The organism is Candidatus Pantoea persica, from assembly GCF_013753875.1.
GTDB classification, from domain to species: domain Bacteria; phylum Pseudomonadota; class Gammaproteobacteria; order Enterobacterales; family Enterobacteriaceae; genus Pantoea; species Pantoea persica.
Genome location: NZ_SMDS01000010.1, coordinates 283,590 through 309,705, shown reverse-complemented (window position 1 = coordinate 309,705; position 26,116 = coordinate 283,590). Strand labels below are relative to the sequence as shown.

16 protein-coding genes and 11 pseudogenes are annotated in these 26,116 nt (G+C 58.8%); 17 read left to right on the top strand and 10 right to left on the bottom strand.

Annotation, left to right across the window (positions count from 1 at the left end):
- Positions 1 to 99: 99 nt before the first annotated feature.
- The 5 genes and pseudogenes from EIO60_RS03795 (at position 100) to EIO60_RS03775 (ending at position 4,678) form a co-directional block, all read left to right on the top strand.
- Positions 100 to 492 (top strand): YkvA family protein, encoded by a 393-nt coding sequence (locus tag EIO60_RS03795; protein WP_258575935.1) that lies wholly within the window; start codon positions 100 to 102, stop codon positions 490 to 492.
- A complete protein-coding gene (gene yieE / locus EIO60_RS03790; protein WP_258575934.1) occupies positions 467 to 1,327 on the top strand; it encodes a DNA-binding transcriptional regulator YeiE in 861 nt (286 codons plus the stop codon). The genes EIO60_RS03795 and yieE overlap by 26 nt, the downstream gene beginning before the upstream one ends.
- Before the next feature lie 129 nt (positions 1,328 to 1,456).
- Positions 1,457 to 2,685, top strand: a pseudogene (locus EIO60_RS03785) (amino acid permease).
- A 149-nt stretch (positions 2,686 to 2,834) separates the two neighbouring features.
- A complete protein-coding gene (locus EIO60_RS03780) occupies positions 2,835 to 3,893 on the top strand; it encodes a FecCD family ABC transporter permease (protein ID WP_258576055.1) in 1,059 nt (352 codons plus the stop codon).
- Positions 3,890 to 4,678 (top strand): ABC transporter ATP-binding protein, encoded by a 789-nt coding sequence (locus EIO60_RS03775; RefSeq protein ID WP_258575933.1) that lies wholly within the window; start codon positions 3,890 to 3,892, stop codon positions 4,676 to 4,678. Before EIO60_RS03780 ends, EIO60_RS03775 begins: the two co-directional genes overlap by 4 nt.
- Positions 4,679 to 4,881: 203 nt before the next feature.
- Here the strand turns inward: EIO60_RS03775 and fghA are convergent.
- The 3 pseudogenes from fghA to EIO60_RS03760 all read right to left on the bottom strand — a co-directional run bounded on the left by fghA (position 4,882) and on the right by EIO60_RS03760 (position 6,791).
- Positions 4,882 to 5,722, bottom strand: a pseudogene (fghA, locus tag EIO60_RS03770) (S-formylglutathione hydrolase).
- 12 nt (positions 5,723 to 5,734) lie between these two features.
- Positions 5,735 to 5,887 (bottom strand): annotated as a pseudogene (locus EIO60_RS03765) (S-(hydroxymethyl)glutathione dehydrogenase); the annotation flags it as partial.
- Between the two features lie 19 nt (positions 5,888 to 5,906).
- A pseudogene (locus tag EIO60_RS03760) lies at positions 5,907 to 6,791 on the bottom strand (LysR substrate-binding domain-containing protein).
- 128 nt (positions 6,792 to 6,919) lie between these two features.
- Between EIO60_RS03760 and EIO60_RS03755 the strand changes: the two are divergent.
- The 9 genes and pseudogenes from EIO60_RS03755 to mglC all read left to right on the top strand — a co-directional run.
- Positions 6,920 to 7,285 (top strand): annotated as a pseudogene (locus tag EIO60_RS03755) (YbfB/YjiJ family MFS transporter); the annotation flags it as partial.
- Positions 7,286 to 7,406: 121 nt separating this feature from the next.
- Positions 7,407 to 8,072: a GTP cyclohydrolase I FolE gene (gene folE / locus EIO60_RS03750; RefSeq protein WP_258575932.1), complete on the top strand. Its 666-nt coding sequence runs from the start codon at positions 7,407 to 7,409 to the stop codon at positions 8,070 to 8,072.
- 222 nt (positions 8,073 to 8,294) lie between these two features.
- A pseudogene (yeiB, locus tag EIO60_RS03745) lies at positions 8,295 to 9,413 on the top strand (DUF418 domain-containing protein YeiB); the annotation flags it as partial.
- A 183-nt stretch (positions 9,414 to 9,596) separates the two neighbouring features.
- A complete protein-coding gene (locus EIO60_RS03740) occupies positions 9,597 to 9,875 on the top strand; it encodes a LacI family DNA-binding transcriptional regulator (RefSeq protein ID WP_258575931.1) in 279 nt (92 codons plus the stop codon).
- Positions 9,869 to 10,063, top strand: a complete 195-nt coding sequence (locus EIO60_RS03735; protein ID WP_258575930.1) for a hypothetical protein — start codon at positions 9,869 to 9,871, stop codon at positions 10,061 to 10,063. Before EIO60_RS03740 ends, EIO60_RS03735 begins: the two co-directional genes overlap by 7 nt.
- A gap of 109 nt (positions 10,064 to 10,172) precedes the next feature.
- Positions 10,173 to 10,610 carry a substrate-binding domain-containing protein gene (locus EIO60_RS03730; RefSeq protein ID WP_374058121.1) on the top strand — a complete coding sequence of 146 codons (438 nt, stop codon included), beginning with the start codon at positions 10,173 to 10,175 and terminating at the stop codon, positions 10,608 to 10,610.
- A gap of 318 nt (positions 10,611 to 10,928) precedes the next feature.
- Positions 10,929 to 11,924: a galactose/glucose ABC transporter substrate-binding protein MglB gene (mglB, locus tag EIO60_RS03725; RefSeq protein ID WP_258575929.1), complete on the top strand. Its 996-nt coding sequence runs from the start codon at positions 10,929 to 10,931 to the stop codon at positions 11,922 to 11,924.
- 66 nt (positions 11,925 to 11,990) lie between these two features.
- Positions 11,991 to 13,511 (top strand): galactose/methyl galactoside ABC transporter ATP-binding protein MglA, encoded by a 1,521-nt coding sequence (mglA, locus tag EIO60_RS03720; RefSeq protein WP_258575928.1) that lies wholly within the window; start codon positions 11,991 to 11,993, stop codon positions 13,509 to 13,511.
- Positions 13,512 to 13,530: 19 nt separating this feature from the next.
- A complete protein-coding gene (gene mglC, locus EIO60_RS03715; RefSeq protein WP_258575927.1) occupies positions 13,531 to 14,541 on the top strand; it encodes a galactose/methyl galactoside ABC transporter permease MglC in 1,011 nt (336 codons plus the stop codon).
- 434 nt (positions 14,542 to 14,975) lie between these two features.
- Here the strand turns inward: mglC and sanA are convergent, their stop codons facing one another.
- The 6 genes and pseudogenes from sanA to metG form a co-directional block, all read right to left on the bottom strand.
- On the bottom strand, positions 14,976 to 15,695 hold the full coding sequence (sanA, locus tag EIO60_RS03710; protein ID WP_258575926.1) for an outer membrane permeability protein SanA: 720 nt from the start codon (positions 15,693 to 15,695) through the stop codon (positions 14,976 to 14,978).
- 137 nt (positions 15,696 to 15,832) lie between these two features.
- Positions 15,833 to 17,530 (bottom strand): NAD-dependent malic enzyme, encoded by a 1,698-nt coding sequence (locus EIO60_RS03705; protein WP_258575925.1) that lies wholly within the window; start codon positions 17,528 to 17,530, stop codon positions 15,833 to 15,835.
- Positions 17,531 to 17,683: 153 nt separating this feature from the next.
- Positions 17,684 to 18,573: pseudogene (gene cdd, locus EIO60_RS03700) on the bottom strand (cytidine deaminase).
- Positions 18,574 to 18,695: 122 nt separating this feature from the next.
- Positions 18,696 to 19,121, bottom strand: a pseudogene (locus EIO60_RS03695) (LrgB family protein); the annotation flags it as partial.
- Between the two features lie 10 nt (positions 19,122 to 19,131).
- Positions 19,132 to 19,528, bottom strand: a pseudogene (locus EIO60_RS03690) (CidA/LrgA family protein).
- A gap of 372 nt (positions 19,529 to 19,900) precedes the next feature.
- Positions 19,901 to 21,931 carry a methionine--tRNA ligase gene (metG, locus tag EIO60_RS03685; protein ID WP_258575924.1) on the bottom strand — a complete coding sequence of 677 codons (2,031 nt, stop codon included), beginning with the start codon at positions 21,929 to 21,931 and terminating at the stop codon, positions 19,901 to 19,903.
- A gap of 161 nt (positions 21,932 to 22,092) precedes the next feature.
- On the opposite strand from metG, the gene apbC reads away from it, so the two are divergent.
- Positions 22,093 to 23,205: an iron-sulfur cluster carrier protein ApbC gene (gene apbC, locus EIO60_RS03680; protein ID WP_258575923.1), complete on the top strand. Its 1,113-nt coding sequence runs from the start codon at positions 22,093 to 22,095 to the stop codon at positions 23,203 to 23,205.
- Here apbC and EIO60_RS03675 read toward each other — a convergent pair.
- Positions 23,202 to 23,650, bottom strand: a pseudogene (locus EIO60_RS03675) (GNAT family N-acetyltransferase). The gene apbC and the pseudogene EIO60_RS03675 overlap by 4 nt on opposite strands.
- Before the next feature lie 223 nt (positions 23,651 to 23,873).
- Here EIO60_RS03675 and ahpC point away from each other — a divergent pair.
- Positions 23,874 to 24,437, top strand: a complete 564-nt coding sequence (gene ahpC, locus EIO60_RS03670) for an alkyl hydroperoxide reductase subunit C (protein ID WP_258575922.1) — start codon at positions 23,874 to 23,876, stop codon at positions 24,435 to 24,437.
- 72 nt (positions 24,438 to 24,509) lie between these two features.
- Positions 24,510 to 26,079 (top strand): annotated as a pseudogene (ahpF, locus tag EIO60_RS03665) (alkyl hydroperoxide reductase subunit F); the annotation flags it as partial.
- Positions 26,080 to 26,116: the final 37 nt, after the last annotated feature.

The following is a 26,116-nucleotide window of genomic DNA, read 5'->3' as shown; positions in this document are numbered from 1 at the left end:
ATGCTCCTTTCAAGTCAATGCAAGTATGCGCCACGCTGGCTTAAAAATGAAATTGATAATATGTTTAACATTAAACATGTAGAATGATAAGGTAGAGAGATGTTGTTTACCCGTTTGCGCCGCTGGGCCACGCTGATCAAAAAAAACGTGCTGATGCTGTGGTTCGCCTGCCGCGATCCGCGCATACCCTGGTGGTTTAAGCTGCTGGCGTTTGGGCTGGTGGCCTATGCGCTCAGCCCCATCGATCTGATCCCCGACTTTATTCCCGTGATTGGCCTGCTCGACGACGCCATCATCATTCCGCTGGACGTGCTGATTCTGCTGCGCCTGCTGCCGCGCGACGTGCGCATCAGCAGCGCGCGCGGCAATAAAGGTGGGCAGCGGCTTTGGCCTGTTTTTGATGGTGCTGATCTGGCTGGCGGTGCTGTTTTACCTTGTGCAGCGCTGCGCAATGTAAGGAGAGCTTGTGCATATCACCCTACGTCAGATTGAAGTCTTTACCGAGGTGCTGAAAAGCGGCTCCACCACCCAGGCGTCGCAGATTCTGGCGCTCTCGCAGTCGGCGGTGAGCGCGGCGCTGGCCGAGCTGGAAAACCAGCTTGGCGTGCAGTTGTTCGACCGCGTGGGCAAACGGCTGGTGCTGAATGAACATGGCCGCCTGCTCTATCCGAGCGCCATCGGGCTGCTGGAGCAGGCAGGGGAGATTGAGCAGCTGTTTAAAGAGGAAAACGGCGCCATCCGCATCTTCGCCAGCAGCACCATCGGCAACTACCTGCTGCCGGGCATGATGGCGGCCTACCGCCGCGACTTTCCTGGCCTGCCGCTGGAACTGAGCGTCGGCAACAGCCAGGATGTGATCAACGCGGTGGCCGATTTTCGCGTCGACGTCGGCCTAATCGAGGGGCCATGCCACGTGACTGAGCTGGTGAGCGAGCCCTGGCTGGAGGATGAGCTGGTGGTGTTCGCCGCGCCCGATGCCGCGATACTGCAGCAGCCGGTGACGCTGGAGAGCCTCGGCAACGCGCCCTGGATCCTGCGCGAGCGCGGCTCCGGCACGCGGGAAATAGTCGACTATCTGATGCTGGCCCATCTGCCGACCTTTCAGCTGGGTATGGAGCTGGGTAACTCCGAGGCGATCAAGCATGCGGTGCGCCACAATATGGGCATCAGCTGCCTGTCGCGCCGGGTGATCGCCGATCAGCTTGACGCGGGCACGCTGGTGGCGCTGCCGGTGCCGCGCCTGACGCGCACCCTCTACCGCATTCACCACCGCCAGAAGCATCTTTCCCGGGCGCTGCAGCGCTTTCTCGCCTACTGCCGAGAATAGCATCAAGCGGTATTTGCTTATAATTCATCGGCGATCATTAAGGTAACTAATAACAGGACGGCAATGCTATACAGAGCAGAGTGAGTTGCTACAATCGCGCCTCATTTTTAGCGAGCCTAGTGTTTACACATGCATAACGACACAAATACAACACAACAACCTGCGTTACGACGTGAGTTAAAGGTGCGTCACCTGACGATGATCGCCATTGGCGGATCGATCGGCACCGGTCTGTTTGTCGCCTCTGGCGCCACCATTTCTCAGGCGGGGCCGGGCGGGGCGCTGCTCTCCTATGCGCTGATTGGCCTGATGTTCCTGCTGAACACCATCTTGGTAAAAGGCTTCTGCGAAGCGGAGTACTGGTTCTCGCTGATCAAGGTTACCACCGTGATTATCTTTATCGTGGTGGGCGTGCTGATGATCCTCGGCATCCTACGCGGCGGCGAGCACGCCGGCTAGCAGAACTGGCAGGTGGGCGACGCGCCGTTCGCCGGCGGATTCGCCGCGATGATCGGCGTGGTGATGATTGTCGGCTTCTCGTTCCAGGGCATTGAACTGATTGGCATCGCGGCGGATGAGTCGGAAAATCCGGCGAAGAATATTCCGCGCGCGGTGCGCCAGGTGTTCTGGCGTATTCTGCTGTTCTATCTTCATCTTCGCTATCCTGATTATCAGCCTGATCCCGCCCTATACCGATCCGCAGCTGCTGCACAATGACGTGACCGACATCAGCGTCAGTCCGTTTACGCTGGTGTTCCAGAACGCGGGCCTGCTCTCCGCCGCTGCGGTGATGAACGCGGTGATCCTGACTGCGGTGCTGTCGGCGGGCAACTCCGGCATGTACGCCTCAACGCGCATGCTCTATAACCTGGCGTGCGAAGGCAAGGCGCCGAGCATTTTTGCTCGCCTGTCGAAGGGTGGCGTGCCGCGCAACGCGCTGCTAGCCACCACGGTGGTGGCCGCGCTCTGCTTCCTGAGCTCGAAGTTCGGCAATCAGGAGGTCTACCTGTGGCTGCTGAACACCTCCGGAATGACCGGCTTTATCTCCTGGCTCGGCATCGCCATCAGCCACTATCGCTTCCGCCGCGGCTATATCGCGCAGGGCCACAGCCTGAGCAACCTGCCTTACCGTTCGGGCTTTTTCCCGCTCGGCCCGATCTTCGCCTTTGTGCTCTACCTGATCATCACCCTCGGTCAGAACTACCAGGCGTTTCTGGCGGACCGCATCGACTGGTACGGCGTCGCCGCCACCTATATCATCGGCCTGCTGCTGTTTCTGATTATCTGGATGGGCTACAAGCTGACGCGCGGCACCCGCTTCGTACAGCGAGATGGAGTTTCCGACGCACAAAGGCTAAGGCTACCTCTCTTTGCACACAGAGCGAGGCCTGCCCGCGATTTTTTCGTCTGGGCGCGGGTTTGTGCCCGTCAAAGAATTGATAATTATTATCATCTGCTCTATTGTGTGTGGCTGCGTTTTCGACCGAACCCACTGAACAGGCTTTCTATGACGGATTCAACCCTGCCCGCACAGGGCGCAATGGGCCGCTATCGTCAGGTGCTGCGGCGCCGTATGCTGATGATCGCCGTGCTGACGCTGGCGATTATCGCCTCGCTGGTGCTCGACTTTACGCTCGGCCCGGCCGGGCTTTCGCTGCCGACTCTGTGGCAGTCTCTGCTTCATCCCGCGACGGTTGACGCCGGCACGCGCGTGATCGTCTGGGACATCCGCTTGCCCTACGCGCTGATGGCGGTGGTGGTCGGCTTTTGCCTCGGACTGGCGGGTGCCGAGATGCAGACCATCCTCAACAACCCGCTGGCCAGTCCCTTTACCCTCGGCGTCTCTTCGGCGGCGGCCTTTGGCGCGGCGCTGGCGATTATCCTCGGCATCGGCATTCCCGGCGTGCCGGACCAGTGGCTGACCTCTGCCAACGCCTTTGTCTTTGCGCTGTTCGCCGCGCTGATGCTGGACGGCGTGACGCGCTGGACGCGCGTCTCCACCTCTGGCGTGGTGCTGTTCGGCATCGCGCTGGTGTTCACCTTTAACGCGCTAGTTTCCATGATGCAGTTTATCGCCAGCGAGGACACCCTGCAGGGGCTGGTGTTCTGGACCATGGGCAGCCTGGTGCGCGCCTCGTGGGAGAAACTCGGCGTGCTGAGCGGTGCCTTTGCGCTGCTGCTGCCGTTTTCGCTGCTCAGCAGCTGGAAGCTGACCGCGCTGCGCCTTGGTGAGGATCGTGCGGTGAGCTTCGGCATCGACGTGCGCCGCCTGCGTCTCGCCACGCTGCTGCGCATCAGCATTCTCTCCGCGCTGGCGGTGGCCTTCGTCGGGCCGATCGGCTTTATCGGCCTGGTGGCGCCGCATATCGCCCGTATGATCTTCGGCGAAGATCATCGCTACTATCTGCCCGCCAGCGCCCTGACCGGCGCGCTGGTGCTGTCGATGGCCTCCGTAACGTCGAAAAACCTGATACCCGGCGTCATTATCCCGATCGGCATCGTGACCTCGCTGGTGGGCGTGCCGTTTTTCCTCAGCATTATCCTGCGCTATCGGGGGAACGTATGACCCAGGGACTGACGCTAAAGCATTTCACCACCAGCTACCCGAAGCGCAGGGTAATTGAGGATCTCAGCGTGGCGCAGCTGCCACGCGGCAAGATCACCGTGCTGCTCGGGCCGAACGGCTGCGGCAAGTCGACGCTGTTGCGCGCGCTGGCCGGGTTGAACAAAGGGCAGGGGGAGCTGTGGCTGAACGGCGAAGAGCTGATGCAGCAGCCGTTCGCCTGTCGTGCCCAGCGCGTGGTCTATCTGCCGCAGTCGCTGCCGGCGGGCGTGCATCTGCACGTGCTGGAGTCAATTATCGTGGCGCAGCGCGCCTCCGGCGGGCTGCACAGCGCCGCCAGCGAAGCGGAGGTGATGTATCTGCTGGAGCAGCTCGACATCGCGCATCTGGCGATGCGCTATCTCGATCAGCTATCGGGCGGGCAGAAGCAGCTGGTCGGCCTGGCGCAGTCGCTGATCCGTTGCCCGGAGCTGCTGCTGCTGGACGAGCCCTTGAGCGCGCTGGATCTTAACTACCAGTTCCACGTGATGGATCTGGTGCGGCGTGAAACCGCCCAGCGCAACATCGTCACCGTGGTGGTGGTACACGACATCAATATTGCCCTGCGTCATGCGCACCATGCGCTGATGCTGAAAGCGGGTGCGCTAATCGCCGACGACGTACCGGCTCGGGTGATTACGCCAGAGACGCTGGCACAAGTGTACGGCGTGCAAGGGCGTATTGAACACTGCTCGCAGGGGATGCTGCAGGTGATGATCGACGGGTTGGTGGGGTCGGAACTGGTTTAAGAAAAAGGGCCTCATAGCGGCCCTGAGATTGTCGGCAATGTGCCGTCGCGGCTGGCAGGGACAGATCGCAAAGACGCAAAAAGCGGCATCCCTGCCAGCTCGGCCTGCGCCTTCCCTGGTGCGGGACGCTTTGTTCTTCTGTCCCTGCCACCCACTCCTTAAGTTGAGAGCCGTCTGTGGGCCGCATTGCGGCCCTGAACTGTCTACACCAGCAGATGCTGCGCATGGAAGCGCAGATGATCCTCAACAAAGGAGGCGATTGAAGTCGTAGCTGTGGTCGTAGCCCGTCTGCACGCGCAGCGTCAGCGGGAATCCTATCTCTTTCGCCACTCTGTCCAGTCGCTCCGGCTGCAGCTGATCCGCCAGGAACTGATCTCTGTCACCCTGGTCAATCAGCATCGGCAGGCGCGTCTGCACCTCGCGAATCAGCGTGCAGCTGTCATAGTCGCGCCAGGCGGCGCGATCTTCGCCCAGATAGGTGCTGAACGCTTTCTGCCCCCAGGGCACCTTGCTGGGATTGACGATAGGCGCGAACGATGACGCGGAGGCAAAGCGGTTGCCGAGGCGCAGCGCCAGCATCAGCGCGCCGTGGCCGCCCATCGAGTGGCCCATGATCGACTGCCGTTCGCTGACGCTGAAGTTGTCGGCGATTAACGCTGGCAGCTCCTCGCTCAGGTAGTCGAACATGCGGAAGTGCGCCGACCAGGGCGCCTGGGTGGCGTTGAGATAGAACCCTGCGCCCTGGCCGAGATCGTAGGTATCGTCATTAGCCACCGCCTCGCCGCGCGGGCTGGTGTCCGGCATAATCAACACCAGACCCAGCTCCGCCGCAACGCGCTGCGCCCCGGCCTTGGTGCTGAAGTTCTCATCGCTGCAGGTTAAACCCGCCAGGAACCACACCGGCGGCGGCGGATCGCCTTTTGGATTCGGCAGAAAAATGCTGAAGGTCATCGGGCAGTTCAGCACGGCCGACGTATGACGCCAGCGTTGCTGCCAGCCACCAAACATCCGGTGCTCTTCCAGCAGTTCCAGCGTGGATGCCATATCGCCTCCCGGTTACTTGTTGAAATGCACTACGGAACGGATTGACTTCCCTTCATGCATCAGATCGAACGCGTCGTTGCTCTCTTCTAGCGGCACGGTGTGGGTGATGAAGTCATTCAGCGCGAACTTGCCGTCGAGGTAATCCTGCACGATGCCCGGCAGCTGCAAAGCGCGAAAAAAGGATTTAGTTTGCGGCCTGCAGCGGATGCAGCAGCCAGTCATCCTGCTGGCGGTCGTCAAACATATCGATGATTAAATATTTCAGGGCTTCGACGTTGGGCGTAAAGGCGTCGCGGCGCCACATCAGCCAAGTCGCGGCGTCGCGATAGGCGGGCGGCAGTGTATGCGCCTGTACGCGGGCGCGCTCCGGCATCTGCTTCAGCACCGATTCCGGGATCATCGCCACGCCCGCCACGCACGTCATCATGGCGTGGTAGGACTGAATCTCCATGACGCTGTGCGGCAGCCGTGCTGCTGTCGCGGTACCAGTACCAGGCCTCCAGCTTCACCCGGTAGGAGCAGCTGTTGCGGAAGGCGAACAGGGTGTCGTTCTGGGTGTCGCGAGCGCTGTGGATCGGCACGTGATCGAGGCTAGTGATCAGGATCAGCGGCCCGCGAAAGGCGATGCAGCCGTTGAGCTTGTCCCAAGGCGCCGGGCCGTCGACCAGCGTTCCCTCGCGTACCTTGTCGATAATCTCGCCGGAGGTGCCGGTGATCAGCGACAGCGCCACCTGCGGGTAGCGCTGGTGGTAGGCGGCCAGCAGCCCGGGCAGGCGCATCGCGGCGGTGCTCTCTATCGAGCCGAGCGCGAAATTGCCGGCCGGATCGCCCGCACACGCCATGCTCAGCGCCTCGTCGCTCAGCGTCAGTATACGCTGCGTGTAGTTGAGAAAGTTATGGCCCATCGGCGACAGGCGAATGCGCTGCTTCTCACGAATAAACAGGTCGACGCCAATCTCCTCTTCCAGCTAGCGCAGCCGCGTAGTGAGGTAGTGAGGTTGGACGGGACGCGATGGAGTTGTTCCGCGGCGCGCCGCGCCAGCGAACCGGTTTCGTCCACAGGATCCATGTATTCTCTTCTCGTAAACAACTTGGTAAGAATTATTCATTTTTCGTGAGTTTAATAAGGCTGCATGCTATAAAAGCAAGCGATAGTTAAACCGCAGGAGTGGTGCAATGGCTTTACGCGTGGCGCTCAGCGCCTTTCTGTCGCAGATCGCGGCGGCCGCCTTCGCCCAGTTCGTCTGGCCGATTTTCGGCGGCGCGGCGATCATCGGCATCGCCCTTGGTATCCTGACGCGCGGCTTCGGGCGCAGCAACCGGCGGCTGGCGCTCTGGGCGCAGGCGCTGGGCGTGCTGGCGGCGGTGTGGCTGCCAGGCTTCGCCGGCCTGCTGATCGGCGCGCTGCTGGTGGGCGGCGGCTTTCTTCTCGTGGTGCAGCTGGCGGGGCCGATGCTCTCATCGATCTCTACCGCGCTGCTGCACCGGCTGGAACCTGCGCTGTGGATCGCCGCGCTGGGCCTGGCGGCGGACGGCCTGCTGGTCTGGCGCCGCGCATCATGAAAAGCTTTCATCACCAATCAGACTGATTGCTGGATTACCCAACCGGAAAGCTTCACAATACGCGCTCAGAATTGAACCCGCCGACCTTTACAGCTGGCGTTACACCTGTCGGAGAAGAGTAATGAGCACCCTTAGTCAGGAAGCTATCCTGGTTCATGAAGCGCTGCTGGCGCGCGGTCTGGAAACCCCGCTGCGCGCGCCTACACGCGAGATGGATGATGAAACCCGTAAGCGCCTGATCGCCGGCCATATGACCAAAGTCATGCAGTTGCTGAATCTGGATCTTGAGGATGACAGCCTGATGGATACGCCGCATCGCATCGCCAAAATGTATGTGGATGAAGCGTTCTCCGGTCTGGACTACGCCAACTTCCCGAAAATCACCGTCATCGAAAACAAGATGAAAGTGGATGAGATGGTCACAGTGCGCAATATCACGCTGACCAGCACCTGCGAACACCACTTCGTGATTATCGACGGTAAAGCCACCGTAGCCTATATCCCAAAAGAGAAGGTGATCGGCCTGTCGAAAATTAACCGCATCGTGCAGTTTTTCGCCCAGCGCCCGCAGGTGCAGGAGCGTCTGGCTCAGCAGGTGCTGGTGGCGCTGCAAACGCTGCTCGGCACTAACAACGTCGCGGTCTCTATCGACGCTGTGCACTACTGCGTCAAGGCGCGCGGCGTGAAAGACGCGACCAGCGCCACCACCACTACTTCGCTGGGCGGCTTGTTCAAATCGAGCCAGAATACCCGCCAGGAATTTTTGCGCGCGGTGCGACACGTATAAAGCTGCTCCGGCGGCCGAGCGCGCGGGCGAGATAACTCAAGCGTTGGCCGCTTGGTAACGGCATCGCCGCCGACGGGGCCGCGCTTTATCCTGAGGCGCGCCCGCGCTTCCCGCGCGCGGCGTGATTCAGTCCGGCTCCCGACGTTTTGACGCGGGACGCCTGGTTCCCGCGTCGTCGGCGGGGTTCGCTGACGGCGGTTATAGACGGCAACAGGGATCGCTATGCAACGTTATCTTGAGCTGGATTTCATTCGCGGCTGCACCATTCTCGGCATTCTGTTGCTTAACATCGTGGGCTTCGCCCTGCCTTTTGCCGCCTATCTCAATCCCGCCTGGCACGGCGCGCCGCGCGCCGCTGACATCTGGACCTGGGCGGTGCTCGACACCCTGGCGCAGCTGAAATTCCTGACGCTCTTTTGCCCTGCTGTTCGGCGCGGGCCTGCAACTGCAGCGGCCGCGCGGCGGCCGCTGGCTCTCTTCGCGCCTGACGCTGCTGGCGCTTCTCGGTCTGTTTCACGCCGTGGCTATGTGGGAAGGGGATATCCTACTGGATTAAGCCATTGTCGGCCTGATCGTCTGGCGCATGCTGCGCGACGCCCCTTCGACGCGCAATCTGCTGCATACCGGCACGCTGCTCTATCTGATGGGCTGCGGCGTGCTGCTGATATTCGGTTTGATCTCCGATCCCGCGCCGAACAGCTCGTGGATCCCCGGCGAGGCCGATCTGCAGTATGAACGCTTCTGGAAGCTGGCGGGCGGCTGGGAGGCGGTGCATAACCGTCTCGACCATCTCTCTTCCAGCCTGATGGTGCTCGCCTCGCAGTATGGCTGGCAGCTGGCCGGCCTGATGATGATGGGCGCGGCGCTGCTGCGCAGCGGCTGGCTGATCGGCGAGTTCAGCGCGCGCCACTATCGCCGCTGTGCCCTGACGCTGCTGTCGGTGGGCTATGCCATTTCGCTCGCCGGCGTGCTGGGCGCAGTGGGCGCTGCACTGGTCGTCTCGCTGGAGCGCCTTTTTTCTACAGGTGCCGCGCGACCTCTCCAGTCCCTTTATCAGCCTAGGCTACGCCACGCTGATTCTCGCATGGTGGCTGCAGCTGGCGCGCTGGCGCTTCAGCTATGCCATCCAGTGCGTCGGGCGCATGGCGCTGACCAACTATGTATTACAGACCCTGATCTGCACCACGCTGTTTTACCGCTTTCAGCTTTTCATGCACTACGATCGCCTGCAGCTGCTGGCATTTGTGCCGGCCGTCTGGCTGGTTAACATCCTCTTTTCACTGCTCTGGCTGCGCTTCTTTTCTCAGGGACCGCTGGAGTGGGCTGTGGCGCCGCCTGACGCAGCAGGCAAGCCGCCGCATCGTCCCGCCTCCGGACAATGATATTCATCACAAAGGTTACATAATTGTATGTAATCGCTTTCATCAGTGTGACGCAATTCACGCTGCCAATCAGCCGCGCCTGACAGAATAGCGGCGGGTTACTTCCTGAAGTGATGCTTTTTTTCCTCAGTGGAACTGCTGCATGATAACGATTCGTGATGTTGCCCGTCTGGCAGGAGGGTCGGTGGCGACCCTCTCCCGCATGCTGAATAGCAGCAGCGCCGTGGCTGCCGACACGCGCGACGCCGTATTGCAGGCCGTCGAGTCGCTGGGTTACCGGCCCAACGCCAACGCGCAGGCGCTGGCGACGCAGGTCAGCGACACCATCGGCGCGGTGGGGATGAGTGTCTCCGAGCCCTTTTGGGTGCGCAGGTCAAAGCGGTCGATACCATGGCGCAGCGCATGCATAAACATGTGTTGATCAGTAACTCCTGGCATCCGGAGGAGAAAGAGCGCCACGCGATTGAGGTGCTGATCCGCCAGCGCTGTAGCGCGCTGGTAGTGCACGCGAAAACGCTTTCAGACAAGGAGCTGGCCAGTTTTATGCAGCAGGTGCCCGGTCAACTGCATTGTGCCTGGTTTCGCCCATCGCTGCGTCAGCCTGGATAACGTGGCGGGCGCGCTGATGGCGACCCGCATGCAGCAGCATGGGGCACGGGCGCATCGGCTATCTCTGCTCCAGCCATGACATCGAGGATGTGCAGCCGCGACGCGACGGCTGGCGGAGCAGGGCATCTGGCCGCAGGAGAGCTGGATTGTCAGCGCCGAACCCGATATGCAAGGCGGCGAGGCGATGATGGTGGAGCCGCTGGGGCGCAACGTCCACCTCAGCGCGATTTTCGCCTATAACGACAGCATGGCTGCGGGCGCGCTCACCGCGCTGAAAGACAACGGCATTCAGGTGCCGCAGCATTTCTCAGTCATCGGCTTCGATGACATTCCTATTTCTCGCTACACCGATCCTCAGCTGACCAATGTGCGCTGTCCCATTGTTTCTATGGCAAAACTGGCAACAGAGCTGGCACTGCTCGGCGCCGCCGGCCAGCTGGACGCCAGCGCGCAGCATATCTTTATGCCGACGCTGGTGCGTCGCCATTCCGTGGCGCAGCGGCAAAGTGTGGCGTCGGTCACTAATTCAGGCGATGGCGCTATGTAACCGTTTTCAATCTGTGATTACATTCACAGTTAATTAACATTGCTCCCACTATGATGGCAGCTTCTTACCGGACTGAAACATTATGTAACGCCGCCCACCTCCCGGCAGGCGCCGTTTCAGCCACTGCTTGAAATGGTTCACAACATCTTCAGGATACGTTGTCGCACAAGGAAGTCAGTTTTTTCGGACGGCGGTTCAGCAGCGGCGTAGCGTGAGACACCCGCCTTGATTGATTCGCCGAATCTTATTTTACCGATAGCTCATTTGCGCCTGGTGCGTCTGAGCGATGTACTACACCTGCAAAAAACCGGAGATACCATGAATAAGAAGGTTTTCACGCTTACCGCCTTGGTTGCCAGCATGATGTTCGGCGCAACCGCACACGCAGCGGACACGCGTATCGGCGTGACCATCTATAAATATGACGACAACTTTATGTCGATGGTGCGCAAGGATATTGAGAAAGAAGCCAAAAGCCTGGGCGGCATTCAGCTGCTGATGAATGACTCGCAGAACGACCAGTCCAAGCAGAACGACCAGATCGACGTGCTGATGGCGAAAGGCGTTAAGGCGCTGGCGATTAACCTGGTGGATCCGGCAGCGGCCACAGTAGTGATCGACAAAGCGCGCGGCAACAACGTGCCAGTGGTGTTCTTCAACAAAGAGCCAAACGCGAAAGTGCTGTCCAGCTATGACAAAGCCTACTACGTGGGCACCGACTCCAAAGAGTCTGGCATTATCCAGGGCAAGCTGATCGAGAAGCACTGGAAAGCCTCGCCGAACTGGGATCTCAACAAAGATGGTCAGGTTCAGTTCGTGCTGCTGAAGGGCGAGCCGGGCCATCCGGATGCCGAAGCGCGCACCAAATATGTGATCGATACCCTGAATCAGGACGGTCTGCAAACGAAGCAGCTGGCGATGGATACCGCGATGTGGGATACCGCGCAGGCTAAAGACAAAATGGACGCGTGGCTCTCCGGCCCGAACGCCAACAAAATCGAAGTGGTGGTCGCCAATAACGACGCCATGGCAATGGGCGCGGTTGAAGCGCTGAAGGCGCACAACAAGACCTCGATTCCGGTGTTCGGCGTCGATGCGCTGCCGGAAGCGCTGGCGCTGGTGAAATCGGGCGCGCTGGCAGGCACGGTGCTGAACGATGCGGAAAACCAAGCGAAAGCGACGCTGGATATTGCGAAAAACCTGGCAGATGGCAAAGCCGCGACCGAAGGCACCAGCTTCAAGATCACCGACAAGATCGTCCGCGTTCCTTACGTTGCGGTCGACAAAGAGAACCTGTCCCTGTTCCAGAAGTAACCTGTCCGGGCGCGGCCGAGCCGCGCCCTGTTTTACGTGACCAACGCTTTTTTAGCCAGGTAAATTATGGCCAGTGATAATCCGACCGCGCAGCGTGAATATCTGCTGGAAATGACGAATATGTCAAAATCATTTCCAGGGGTAAAAGCCTTAAATAATGTGAATTTAAAAGTGCGGCCTCACTCCGTCCATGCACTGATGGGTGAAAACGGCGCCGGCAAATCCACTTTATTAAAATGCCTGTTTGGTATTTATAACAAAGATACGGGGAGCATCCTGTTTTTGGGTGAGGAAATTAATTTTAAAAGTTCCAAAGAGGCGCTGGAAAATGGCGTTTCTATGGTGCATCAGGAACTGAACCTGGTTCTGCAAGGCACCGTAATGGACAATATGTGGCTGGGTCGTTACCCGAAAAAAGGCCCATTTGTCGATCAAGATAAAATGTATCGCGATACCAAAGCAATATTTGAAGAGCTGGATATTGATATCGATCCGCGCGACAAAGTGGCGAATTTGTCCGTCTCGCAGATGCAGATGATTGAAATTGCCAAGGCGTTTTCCTACGATGCGAAAATCGTGATTATGGATGAGCCCACCTCTTCGCTGACGGAAAAAGAGGTTAACCATCTTTTTACCATTATTCGTAAGCTGAAAGATCGCGGCTGCGGTGTCGTCTATATCTCGCACAAGATGGAGGAGATTTTCCAGCTGTGCGACGAGATCACCATTCTGCGCGATGGCCAGTGGATCGCCACCCAGCCGCTGGAAGGGCTTGATATGGACAAGATCATCGCCATGATGGTCGGCCGTTCGCTGAACCAGCGTTTCCCGGACAAAACCAACTTCCCGGGCGAAGTGATCCTTGAGGTGCGTAATTTAACCTCGCTGCGCCAGCCGTCGATTCGCGACGTCTCGTTCGATCTGCACAAAGGGGAGATTCTGGGGATTGCCGGTCTGGTGGGCGCCAAGCGTACCGATATCGTGGAAATCCTGTTTGGCATCCGCGAAAAGGTCGGCGGCACCATTAAGCTGCACGGCAAAGCCATCAACAACCACAGCGCCAACGAAGCGATTAATCACGGTTTTGCGCTAGTCACGGAAGAGCGTCGCTCGACCGGCATTTACGCCTTTCTCGATATCAGATTTAACTCGCTTATTTCCAATATCAAGAAATATAAAAATACGATGGGGCTGTTGGATAATAAGCGCATGAAGAGCGATACCCAGTGGGTTATCGACGCGATGCGCGTGAAAACGCCAGGCCACCATACGCAAATCGGTTCACTTTCGGGTGGCAACCAGCAAAAGGTGATTATCGGGCGCTGGCTGTTAACACAGCCGGAAATATTGATGCTCGATGAGCCGACGCGCGGTATTGACGTTGGTGCCAAATTTGAAATTTACCAGCTGATTGCCGAACTGGCGAAGAAAGAGAAGGGCATCATTATTATCTCTTCCGAAATGCCGGAGCTGTTGGGTATTACCGATCGTATTCTGGTAATGAGTAATGGTCAGGTAGCGGGCATTGTAGATACCAAGACAACAACGCAGAACGAAATATTACGTTTAGCGTCATTACACCTTTAATGAAGCAAGGGCTGTTAACATGCAAGCGACTACTAAAAAGAATGCGCTAACCTGGCTGAAAGAGGGCGGCATTTATGTCGTTCTGCTGGTTTTGCTGGCCATTATTATTTTCCAGGATCCGACGTTTTTAAGTCTGATGAACCTGAGTAATATTCTGACTCAGTCGTCGGTGCGCATTATTATCGCACTGGGCGTGGCGGGGCTAATTGTGACGCAGGGTACCGACCTGTCAGCGGGTCGTCAGGTGGGCCTTGCGGCGGTAGTGGCGGCGACGCTGTTGCAGTCGATGGAGAACGCCAATAAGGTGTTCCCGGCGCTAGATACCGTGCCGATTCCGGTGGTGATCCTGGTGGTCTGCGTGATTGGCGGCCTGATTGGTCTGCTGAACGGCGTGATTATCGCCTACCTCAAGGTAACGCCGTTTATCACCACGCTTGGCACCATGATTATCGTTTACGGTATTAACTCGCTCTATTACGACTATGTGGGCGCCTCGCCGATTGCTGGCTTCGACACCGGCTTTTCAAAGTTTGCGCAGGGTTTTTTCCGCTTTGGCGACTTTAAGCTATCTTATATTACCTTCTATGCCATTATCGCCATCGTGTTCGTCTGGATCCTGTGGAACAAGACCCGCTTCGGCAAGAATATTTTTGCTATCGGCGGCAACCCGGAAGCGGCCAAGGTGTCAGGCGTGAACGTGCCGTTTAACCTGATTCTGGTCTATGTGCTGTCAGGCATGTTCTACGCCTTCGGCGGGATGCTGGAAGCGGGCCGTATCGGTAGCGCCACCAACAACCTCGGCTTTATGTATGAGCTGGACGCCATCGCGGCGTGCGTGGTGGGCGGCGTCTCCTTTGCCGGCGGCGTGGGTACGGTAGCGGGCGTGGTGACCGGTGTGATTATCTTTACGGTGATCAACTACGGTCTGACCTATATCGGCGTGAACCCTTACTGGCAGTACATTATTAAGGGCGGCATTATTATCTTTGCGGTGGCGCTGGATTCGCTGAAGTATTTGCGTAAGAAGTAAGGCTGTTGCAGGTGAGAAGCGACCTTCGGGTCGCTTTTTTTGTTTTTGGGCGGAGGGGTAGGGTGTGGTCTGGAGGTTTGGGCAGGTGAGTAGTCTGTTGGTCTGGCGCAGGCGCGAATGACAGGGGCCGCTCCGCAAAGGCGCTTATCGCATCCATGCTCGCTCGGCCCGCGCGGATATGCACCTCATCCCTGAGGTGCGCCCGTAAACGGGCCAACGCGCTGCGTTGCTCAAAAACGCTAGGAGCGTTTTTGTCTTTGTCACGGGACGCTTTGCTCCATGGCCTCAGTCACTCGCTTGTCGGGCTTTTGCGTTGTCTGGAAATTTTTAAGACGATGCCTGCTGAGCCTGCTGCACCGACATTAGCCATGCTTCAGGGCTGCGGATGTTGACTGCGCTGCGGCGCTGTCCAAAGTGACAGCGGGTCGGGCAGGTTATGGGTGCGCCTTCTGTTCGCTCTCCAGCAGCTGCTCTCGAGTGACTGCCGGATAGCTTTGCGTCCCTTCTGGCACTTCATGCACGGCGGGGATTGGCACCAGCGGGCCGAGGAAGCGCGGCTCACGCTTCATGACGTAGAGGTCGGAGAGCGCGCCGAGGCGAGCGCCCACCTCGCGGAAACGCACGCTGAGCATATTTTTCGGCGAGGGCACCGCAAAGCACTGTGACTGAATCCCCATATGCAGGGCGATAAACAGGGCACGTTCGCAGTGGAAGCGCTGCGTGATAATAATAAAATTGTTGGTGTCGAACACCTTGCGGGTGCGCACGATGGAGTCGAGCGTACGGAAGCCGGCGTAGTCCAGCACGATATCCTGCGGATCGACGCCGGCCTTAACCAGATCGCGGCGCATGGTCATGGGTTCGTTATAGCTGCTCATAGCGTTGTCGCCGCTCAGCAGCAGATAGTTGACCTTGCCGCTGTTATAGGCGTTCAGCGCGCCCTGAATACGATAGAGGTAATACTGATTGTAAACGCCGGTGCGGTAATATTTGGCGGTGCCCAGCACCACACCCACCTGACGATGCGGCAGCGAGGCGATATCTTTATAGATATAGGGGGCGGTTTTCCAGCTGATCCAGCGATCCAGGCCGATCGCGGTCGCCACTACCAGTAAAATGAGGATCAGGAGACCAGAAAGAACGCGTTTTAACATACGCGAGTGCGCTCGACGTCAGGGAGAAAATCGGTGGGTCAAGGCTACTTGAGGAGCTGCGCTGACGCAAGTTGCCGCCGGTTGGCTGGCGACAACTTGCGCAATGGCCGGGTCTGAGGCGGCCTGGCGACGCAAAATCAGATAGAGGTACGACGATAGTGGCGATACTGCGGCAGCCAGAAGTTATTGGCCACCGCCTGCGACAGTACGTCTTCCGAGGTGACGACTGCCACGCCTGCCAGCTGCGCGGCTTTGCCCACTTCAATCGCGATCACCTTCGACACGCCCTGAATATCTTTGATTTCTGGCAGCACCGGACCTTTACCCTCATTCACCAGCGGCGAACAGTCGGCCAGCGCGCGGCTGGCGGTCATCAGCATCGAGTCGGTGACGCAGGTGGCGCCAGAGGCGATGACGCCAAGGCCGATGCCGGGGAAGATATAGGCGTTGTTGCACTGCGCGATCGGGTAGGTTTTGCCCTTCCAGCTCACCGGTGAGAAGGGGCTGCCGGTCGCTACCAGCGCCGCGCCGTCCGTCCAAGCGATAATATCCGCCGGCGTCGCCTCAACGCGCGAGGTTGGGTTAGAGAGCGGCATTATAATCGGACGCGGGCAGTACTTGTGCATTTCGCGAATGATCTCTTCGGTGAACAGCCCTGGCTGGCCAGAGACGCCGATAAGGATATCCGGACGCGCGTTGTGCACCACGTCGAGCAGCGAGATGGAGTCGCTGGCGACGTCCCACTCCTTCAAATTTTCGCTCTTCTGAACCAGCTTGCTCTGGAAGTCGAGCAGGTTCGGCAGTTTGTCGGTCAGCAGGCCAAAGCGATCCACCATCAGCACGCGGGCGCGCGCCTCGTCGTCACTTAATCCTTCCGACTTCATCTGCGCGATAATCTGCTCGGCGATGCCGCAACCAGCGGAGCCTGCACCGAGGAACACCACTTTCTGCTCGCACAGGCGGCTGCCGGCGGCGCGGCTTGCGGCGATCAGGGTGCCGACGGTGACCGCGGCGGTGCCCTGGATATCGTCGTTAAAGCAGCAAATTTCGTCGCGATAGCGCTGCAGCAGCGGCATGGCGTTTTTCTGCGCGAAGTCTTCGAACTGCAGCAGCACGTTCGGCCAGCGGCGTTTTACCGCCTGGATAAAGTCGTTGACGAAAGCGTCATACTCTTCGCCGGTGATGCGCGGATGACGCCAGCCCATATAGAGTGGATCGTTGAGCAGCTGCTGGTTGTTGGTGCCGGCATCCAGCACCACCGGCAGCGTATAGGCGGGCGAAATGCCGCCGCAGGCGGTGTAGAGCGACAGCTTGCCGATGGGAATGCCCATACCGCCGATGCCCAGGTCGCCAAGGCCGAGGATACGCTCGCCGTCGGTCACAACAATCACCTTCACGTTCTGCTTGGTGGCGTTCTGCAGCATATCCTCAATGCGGTCGCGATTGGGATAGGATATAAAGACGCCGCGCGCGCGACGGTAGATCTCGGAGAAGTGCTCACAGGCGGCACCCACGGTCGGGGTATAGATAATCGGCACCATCTCTTCGAGATGGTTGTCGAGCAGACGATAAAATAGGGTTTCGTTGGTGTCCTGAATGTTGCGCAGGTAGACATGCTTGTCGTTATTGTTTTTGAAGTCCTGGAACTGGCGCCAGGCGCGCTCTGCCTGCTCTTCAATGCTCTCAACCGCTTCGGGCAGGAGGCCGTTGAGGTTAAATTCGTTGCGCTCTTCCAGCGAGAAGGCACTGCCTTTGTTCAGCAGGGGAAATTCCAGCAGGATCGGGCCAGCATAGGGAATATACAGCGGACGCTTACTTTCGTACTCATGTTCCATTAATTGATGCTCCGGTTGCGGTGTTGTCTGGCAAAGCACAGACGCTAGTCGTTTTCTTTTTGTGTTGCTGGCGCCCGATCCTATGAAATTTCTCGCCGATGTACAGCTTTTGTAAATAAAAGATATCGTAAGTGTTGAAAAGCATGGCGGGCTTCAGTCTTTGCGCAGCGTGACGCGCGTCTGCTGATGGCAGCCCAGCGCGGCCAGCGTCGCTTCGGTCGCGGCAAACTGCGCCAGCGCGGCGTTTTCCACCTCGGCCAGCGCCGCCGCCTCGATGTTTTCACAGGCTTCGCCCTGCATATTGAGCAGGACACCGCCGCCTGCAGCGGCGGCAGGCTGGGGTTAAAGGCGGCGTTCTCGGCGTAGCGGCCGGTGACCAGCGCGCCTGAGGCGGTACGCAGCGCTATGCCGCTGTGCGCACCGCTGTAGGGCGCATGGCTTTCATTGGCGGCAGCGATGGCCGCCTGCGCCAGCGCGTCGCCCTGCGCCTGATAGCCGTGATCCACCTGGTCCAGCAGCAGCGTCTCGATGTTGAGATCGCGCGGGCCGAAGGCGTCCGGCAGATAGTCGGCCAGCGTGCTGACGCGGCGGCCGGGCAGGCTGATGCGCAGATCGGTGCCGCTGTTAAGCTCGTTCATGAACTGACGGCAGTGGCCGCACGGCGTGTAGTTGACGGTCACCGCCTCGAGGCGGCGTTCGCCGCGCAGCCAGGCGTGTGCGATGGCGCTCTGTTCGGCGTGCACCGTTTGCTGCAACGCCACGCCGAAGAACTCCATGTTGGCGCCGAAATACCAGTGGCCGCTGACGCCGCGCGCCACCGCGCCGACGTTGAAGCGCGACACCGGCGCCACCGCGCAGGCCGCCGCCAGTGGCAGCAGCGCAAGGGCAAGCTTATCCGCGTCCAGCTGCGTTTGCTGCATCAGTGATGCGACCTGCTCCGGCGTCAGCACCGCCTGAAACTGCGCGTCGTCCAGCACGGGATGAAAAGCGGCTTTAAGAGAGTCAGGCAGTGCGCCGAAGGCGGAGAGAAAACGTGGATGCACGGTAGCCTCATTGAAATCAGGCTGCCGATTGCCGCCCGAAGGATTACATGTGATCTGTATCGCCCTGACAATGCAACAATTTTGCCGTGTTTCAACTTAGCAAGATCTCTCGCAAAGTTTTCCCCCAGCACGTGCAGCAGCACCGGGAAAAGAAAGGGCGCTAGCAGCGAGGTGATAATGCCGCACAGCACCAGCACCAGCACCAGCGAGCTGAAAGCGCCCTCCTGATAGTCCACTTCCGCCGCGCGGTGTTTGATCCCCTAAGCACCATATGGCCGAACACCCTCTCCCAGCACGCTGGCGATCAGCACGCAGATGGCGCTGATGGCGGGAATACCGTGCAACGAGTCGGAGACCGCCATGACGATAGGCGTGGTCACCGATTTCGGCAGAATGGTGGCGGCGATTTCCGGCGTCGCCCCCATCCACAGCGCAATCGCGGTGCCGGAGAGCATCGCGGTCAGGCTGCCGATAAGGCAGACGCCGATCAGCGATTTCCAGCGCGCACGGATTTGATGCATCTGTTCGTAGAGCGGCAGCGGCAGCGACCACCAGATGTCACTCACGGGAACCCTCCTTCGGGCTACGGGTATGCCGCTTATGGGCGCTCCAGCCGACAATGGAGAGCACCAGGAAGGTGCTGACGAGAGGATGGAGGTGACAATCGGGCCGAACTGCGCGCTCAGCACGTCAGTGTAGTTCTTCATCACGCCGACGCTGATGGGCTCGAACAGCAGCGCCATATAGCGAATAAAGAGGTGGCAACCCGGTTTAACCCAGTGGACGACCGGCAGAATTTGCAAAGCCAGCAGGGCGAACAGCGTCAGCATGCCGAGAATGCTGCCGGGAATGGTAATAGGCAGCAGAAGGAGAGGGTGTTGCCCACATAGAGGCAGAGATCGATGATGACGAAGGCGCGCACGTAGCGCCAGCACAGAGACAGCACGGTGAGCATAGCATGCTCCTATTTTCACTGCACAACATCATAATCATACGCACTAAGCGATTAGCGTGCCGGAGATCACATTTACCTCAAGGGCGACGGTTTCTCCTGACCAGGGGTCGCAGAGAAGCTTGCAAGCGGGGGACATGGACCGAAGAGCAAAGCATTCTCCGGCAGGGACAAAAACGCCGAGGCGTTTTTGCACAACGCAGCGCGTTAGCCCATTGACGGGCACACCTCAGGGATGAGGCATGTAACCGCGCAGGCCGAGCTGGCGGGATGCGGTCTTTTGCGTCTTTGCAATCGGGCCATACCACCCGCGACGGGCACATTGACTCGGCCTTAAGAGCGACAAATTTGTCGCCTTTATTTAGCTTTAACCCCTTACTTAACCGGCATGCCCGGCTGCGCGCCGCTGTCCACAGAGAGCACGAACAGATCTTTTCCGCCCGGACCCGCTGACAGCACCATGCCTTCCGAGACGCCGAAGCGCATCTTACGCGGCGCGAGGTTGGCGACGATGATCGTCATCTTGCCCACCAGCACCGACGGATCGGGATAGGCGGCGCGGATGCCGGAGAAAATCTGGCGCTTCTCGCCGCCCAGATCGAGCTGCAGACGCAGTAGCTTGTCGGAGCCTTCCACCAGTTCGGCCTGCTCGATCAGCGCCACGCGCATATCAACTTTGGCGAAGTCGTCGATAGCGATGGTATCGCCAATCGGCGCGTCCGCCAGAGGGCCGGTTGCCGGCTTACTGGCAGCTGCGGCATCTTCCTTCGACGCTTCAATCAGCACTTTGACTTTGGTCATTTCAATACGTCCATAAAGGGCCTTAAACGGCGCGACCTGATGGTTCAGCAGCGGCTGCGCCACTGCGTCCCAGCTCAGTTCGCTGTTGAGGAACGCCTCGGCGCGTTCGCTGAGCATCGGCAGCACCGGCTTCAGCCAGGTCATCAGCACGCGGAACAGGTTGATGCCCATGGAGCAGATCGCCTGCAGATCGGCGTCGCGGCCTTCTTCCTTCGCCACCACCCACGGCGCCTGCTCGTCCACGTAGCAGTTCGCCAGATCGGCCAGCGCCATGATTTCGCGAATGGCGCGGCTGTACTCGCGGCTCGCCCAAGCGTCGCCGATTTTCTCGGAGGCGTCGACGAAGGTGTGGTAGAGCGCCGGATCCGCCAGCTCGGTCGACAGCTGACCGTTGAAGCGCTTGGTCAGGAAGCCGGCGTTGCGCGACGCCAGGTTAACCACCTTGTTGACGATATCGGCGTTGACGCGCTGCACGAAATCTTCTAGGTTCAAGTCGATATCGTCGATGCGCGAAGAGAGCTTGGCGGCGTAGTAGTAGCGCAGGCTGTCGGCGTCCAGATGCTGCAGCCAGGTGCTCGCCTTAATAAAGGTGCCGCGCGACTTCGACATTTTGGCGCCGTTTACCGTGACGTAGCCGTGTACGAACAGGTTGTTGGGCTTGCGGAAGTCGCTGCCTTCCAGCATCGCCGGCCAGAACAGGCTGTGGAAGTAGACGATATCCTTGCCGATAAAGTGATAGAGCTCGGTAGTGGAGTCTTTCTTCCAGAACTCGTTGAAGTCTATATCGCCGCACTTGTCGCACAGGTTCTTGAACGCACCCATATAGCCGATCGGCGCGTCCAGCCAGACGTAAAAGTATTTGCCCGGCGCGTTAGGGATTTCAAAGCCGAAGTAGGGCGCGTCGCGCGATATGTCCCACTGCTGCAGGCCCGATTTGAACCACTCCTGCATTTTGTTCGCTACCTGCTCCTGCAGCGCGCCGGAGCGCGTCCAGGCCTGCAGCATGGAGCTGAACGATGGCAGGTCAAAGAAGAAGTGCTCGGAGTCGCGCATCTCCGGCGTCGCGCCGGACACCACCGACTTCGGCTCGATCAGTTCGGTCGGGCTGTAGGTCGCGCCGCACCCTTCACAGTTGTCGCCGTACTGGTCGGGCGATTTACATTTCGGACAGGTGCCCTTCACGAAACGATCCGGCAGGAACATGTCTTTTTCCGGATCGTAAAGCTGAGAAATGGTGCGGTTTTTAATAAAGCCTTTCTCTTTCAGGCGGGTATAAATCAGCTCCGACAGCTCGCGGTTCTCGTCGCTGTGCGTCGAGTGGTAGTTGTCGTAGCTGATGTTGAAGCCGGCAAAATCGACCTGATGTTCCTGACTCATTTCGGCGATCATCTGCTCGGGCGACACGCCCAGCTGCTGAGCTTTCAGCATAATCGGCGTGCCGTGCGCGTCGTCGGCGCAGATGAAATAGACCTGATTACCACGTATTCTCTGGTAACGCACCCAAATATCTGCCTGGATATGCTCGAGCATGTGGCCGAGATGGATCGATCCGTTCGCATACGGCAGGGCGCACGTTACCATTATTTTTTTAGCGACTTGAGTCATAATTTGCGTAGCTTTCTGTTGATTGAAAAAACGAGCTTAGATGGTAACCCATGCCCTGGCAGGCGTAAACACAAGGCGTCCTGACGTCGTCCGCGTCGACATCTGATATGATTGTTTTGTTATCGCTGAACCCAGCGACAGAAAATAAAAAAGGAGTGGGGATGACAGCACAATCCCGGGCACCACATTCACCTGAAGCCCTGCGCGCCGTGGTTATGGGCGTGTTAGGCGGCTTCCAGCACCCGACCCTCGAACGCAACCTTACCGCGCTGAAAGCGCTGCACCACGTGGCGCTGCTCGACGGCAAACTGCATATCGAACTCTCGATGCCGTTCGCCTGGAACAGCGCCTTTGACACCCTGAAGGCGCAGACCAGCGCCGAGCTGCTGCGCCTGACCGGCGCTCAGGCGATCGACTGGCGGCTGCGCCACAATATCGCCACGCTGAAGCGAGTCAAAGGCCAGCCCGGCGTCAACGGGGTGAAGAACATTATCGCCGTCAGCTCCGGCAAAGGCGGGGTGGGCAAATCGAGCACCGCCGTCAATATGGCGCTGGCGCTGGCGGCGGAAGGGGCGTGTGTCGGCATTCTTGACGCCGATATTTACGGCCCGTCGGTGCCGACGATGCTGGGCACCGAGCGCGAGCGCCCGACGTCGCCGGACGGCACCCATATGGCGCCGATTATGGCGCACGGCCTCGCTACCAACTCCATCGGCTATCTGGTGACGGACGATAATGCCATGGTGTGGCGCGGCCCGATGGCGAGCAAGGCGCTGATGCAGCTGCTCAACGAAACGCTCTGGCCCGATCTCGACTATCTGGTGCTGGATATGCCGCCGGGCACCGGCGATATTCAGCTGATGCTGGCGCAGAACGTGCCGGTGACCGGCGCGATGGTGGTGACCACGCCGCAGGATATTGCGCTGCTCGACGCGCGCAAAGGCATCGTGATGTTCGAAAAGGTGAGCGTGCCGGTGCTCGGCATCGTGGAAAACATGAGCATCCATATCTGCAGCCGCTGCGGCTTTCACGAGCCGATCTTCGGCACCGGCGGCGCGGAAAAGCTGGTGCCGGATTACCAGACCCAGCTGCTGGTGCAGCTGCCGCTGCACATTAACCTGCGCGAAGATCTCGACGACGGCGAGCCGACGGTGATCCGTCGTCCCGACAGCGAATTTACCGCGCTCTACCGTCAGTTGGCGGGCCGCGTCGCGGCGCGGCTTTACTGGCAGGGCGAGGTGATCCCAGGGGATATCGCCTTCCGCGCGCTTTAGCGCCGATCTGCGCTGGCGTCGAGGGACAACGCCAGCACAAAGTGCATCAGCACATATTTTTTTCCCTGCTCGCTCTCGCCCTGCGCGATGATCTTCCAGCCGCGCTGCAGATAAAATCCCTGTGCTGCCTTATTCGTCAGCAGGCACTTCAGCGCGCCGGTGCTGCGAAAGCGCGACGGCACCTTTTCTAGCAGCGCGCTGCCCACGCCCTGACCCTGATACGCTGGAGCGACATAGAGGTTGTGCAAAAAGTTGTCATTCTCCAGCACGCCGGCGAAGCCGACGCGATGGCCACCCAGACCGTCTCGCCGAGAATAACACTGTCGAAATATTCCAGCTGCCAATGGCTGTCGTCGAGCTAGCGCCAGTTGTGCCGGCACGCGGCCAGAAACAGCGTGCGCAGAAACGGCCGATCCGCTTCGGTAAAAAGAACGTATTCGCACAAACAAGCTCTCTCAGCCTCTTTTCTTCAAAGTTAGCAGCTCTGTCGGGAAAAGATAAACCGCGTTAAATTAAGGTGCTTTGCGTGTAAAATGCGCGGTCGGCGCCTCTGGCGGCGCGTTTCACTACTTTGATAGCTTTCATTATCTGATTGATAACTTCTGCGTATTAGAAGTTAGCCCGAAAATACTGTAAGGTAGACCGCAACTTTTAGCGGAGGACTTCAGATGTCTATCATTGATACCAAAATCAAACCGTTCAAAAACGCTGCGTTTAAAAACGGCGAGTTTATCTCAGTAACTGAGAAAGATGTTGAAGGTAAATGGAGTGTTTTCTTCTTTTATCCAGCTGACTTCACCTTTGTTTGCCCGACTGAACTGGGCGACGTGGCTGACCACTACGAAGAATTCCAGAAACTGGGCGTAGATATCTACTCTGTCTCTACCGACACCCACTTTACCCACAAAGCTTGGCACGGTTCTTCTAACACCATCGCGAAAATCCAGTACGCGATGATCGGCGACCCGACTGGCGCGCTGACCCGCAACTTCGAAATCATGCGCGAAGCGGAAGGTCTGGCGGATCGCGGTACCTTTATCGTTGACCCGGAAGGCATCATCCAGGCGATCGAAATCACCGCTGAAGGCATTGGTCGCGACGCGTCTGACCTGCTGCGTAAAGTGAAAGCGGCACAGTACGTTGCTGCTCACCCAGGCGAAGTTTGCCCGGCTAAATGGAAAGAAGGCGACGCCACCCTGGCTCCATCTCTGGACCTGGTCGGCAAAATCTAATTTCCGTACTGGCTTTTCGATCTTTCTCAATCGGGTGCTGCGGTACCCGATTTCTTCTGACAGGAACTCACTATGCTCGACACTAACTTAAAAACTCAGCTCAAGGCCTATCTTGAGAAATTAACCAAGCCTGTTGAGTTGATCTCCACCCTGGATGATGGCGCCAAAGTAAGCGGAGATCCGCGATTTACTGGCGGATGTCGCAAGCCTGTCTGATAAAGTCAGCTTCCGCGAAGAGAACGATCGTCCGGTGCGCAAGCCCTCTTTTCTGATTACTAACCCTGGCTCGCACAGCGGTCCGCGCTTTGCCGGTTCGCCGATGGGTCATGAATTTACCTCGCTGGTGCTGGCGCTGCTGCAAACCGGCGGTCATCCATCGAAAGAAGCGCAGAGCCTGCTGGACTAGGTCGCGTCGCTCGACAGCGACCTGCATTTCGAGACTTATTACTTGCTTTCATGCCACAACTGCCCCGACGTGGTGCAGGCGCTGAACCTTATGGCGATTATCAACCCGTGCGTCTCGCACACTACGATCGACGGCGGCATGTTCCAGAATGAAATTACCGAGCGCAACGTAATGGGCGTGCCGGCGGTCTACCTGAACGACAAAGAGTTCGGTCAGGGCCGCATGAGCCTCGCTGAGATCGGCGGTAAGGTCGACACCAACGCCGAGAAGCGCGCGGCGGAAGAGCTGAACAAGCGCGACGCCTATAAAGTGCTGATCGTCGGCAGCGGCCCGGCGGGCGCGGCGGCGGCGATCTACTCGGCGCGTAAAGGCATCCGCCACCGGCCTGATGGGCGAGCGTTTCGGCGGTCAGGTGCTCGACACCGTAGACATTGAAAACTATATCTCCGTGCAGAAAACCGAAGGCGCCAAGCTTGGCTGACGCGCTGCGCGTACACATTGACGACTATAACGTCGATGTGATCGACACCCAGAGCGCCATCAAGCTGATTCCGGCGGCGAAAGAGGGCGGCCTGCACACGCTGGAAACTGCATCAGGCACAGTGCTAAAATCACGCAGCAGCAGCATCGCCACCGGCGCGCGCTGGCGTAACATGGGCGTGCCGGGCGAAGAGCAGTATTGCACAAAGGGCGTTACCTACTGCCTGCACTGTGACGGCCCGTTGTTTAAAGGCAAGCGCGTCGCAGTTATCGGCGGCGGCAACTCCGGCGTGGAAGCGGCAATTGACCTGGCGGGCATCGTCGAGCACGTGACCCTGCTGGAATTCGCCGGCGAAATACGCGCCGACCAGGTGCTGCAGAACAAGCTGCGCAGCCTGAGAAACGTTGACGCGATCCTGAACGCGCAGAACACTGAAGTGAAAGGCGACGGCAGCAAAGTCACCGGTCTAGCCTATATCGATCGCACCAACCAGACGGCGCACGATATCGCGCTGAGCGGTATCTTCGTGCAGATTGGTCTGCTGCCGAACACCAACGGGCTGGAAGGCGCGGTAGAGCTCAACAAGATGGATGAGCGAAATCCTCATCGACGCCAAATGCGAAACCAGCCTGAAAGGCTGTGTTCGCTGCTGGCGACTGCACCACAGTGCCCTATAAGAAGACATCATCGCCAGCGGCGAAGGCGCCAAAGCCTCGCTCAGCGCCTTTGATTACCTGATCCGCACCAAACCGGCTGAAAACCGCCCCGGGACCGCTGTCCCAGGGCGGTTTT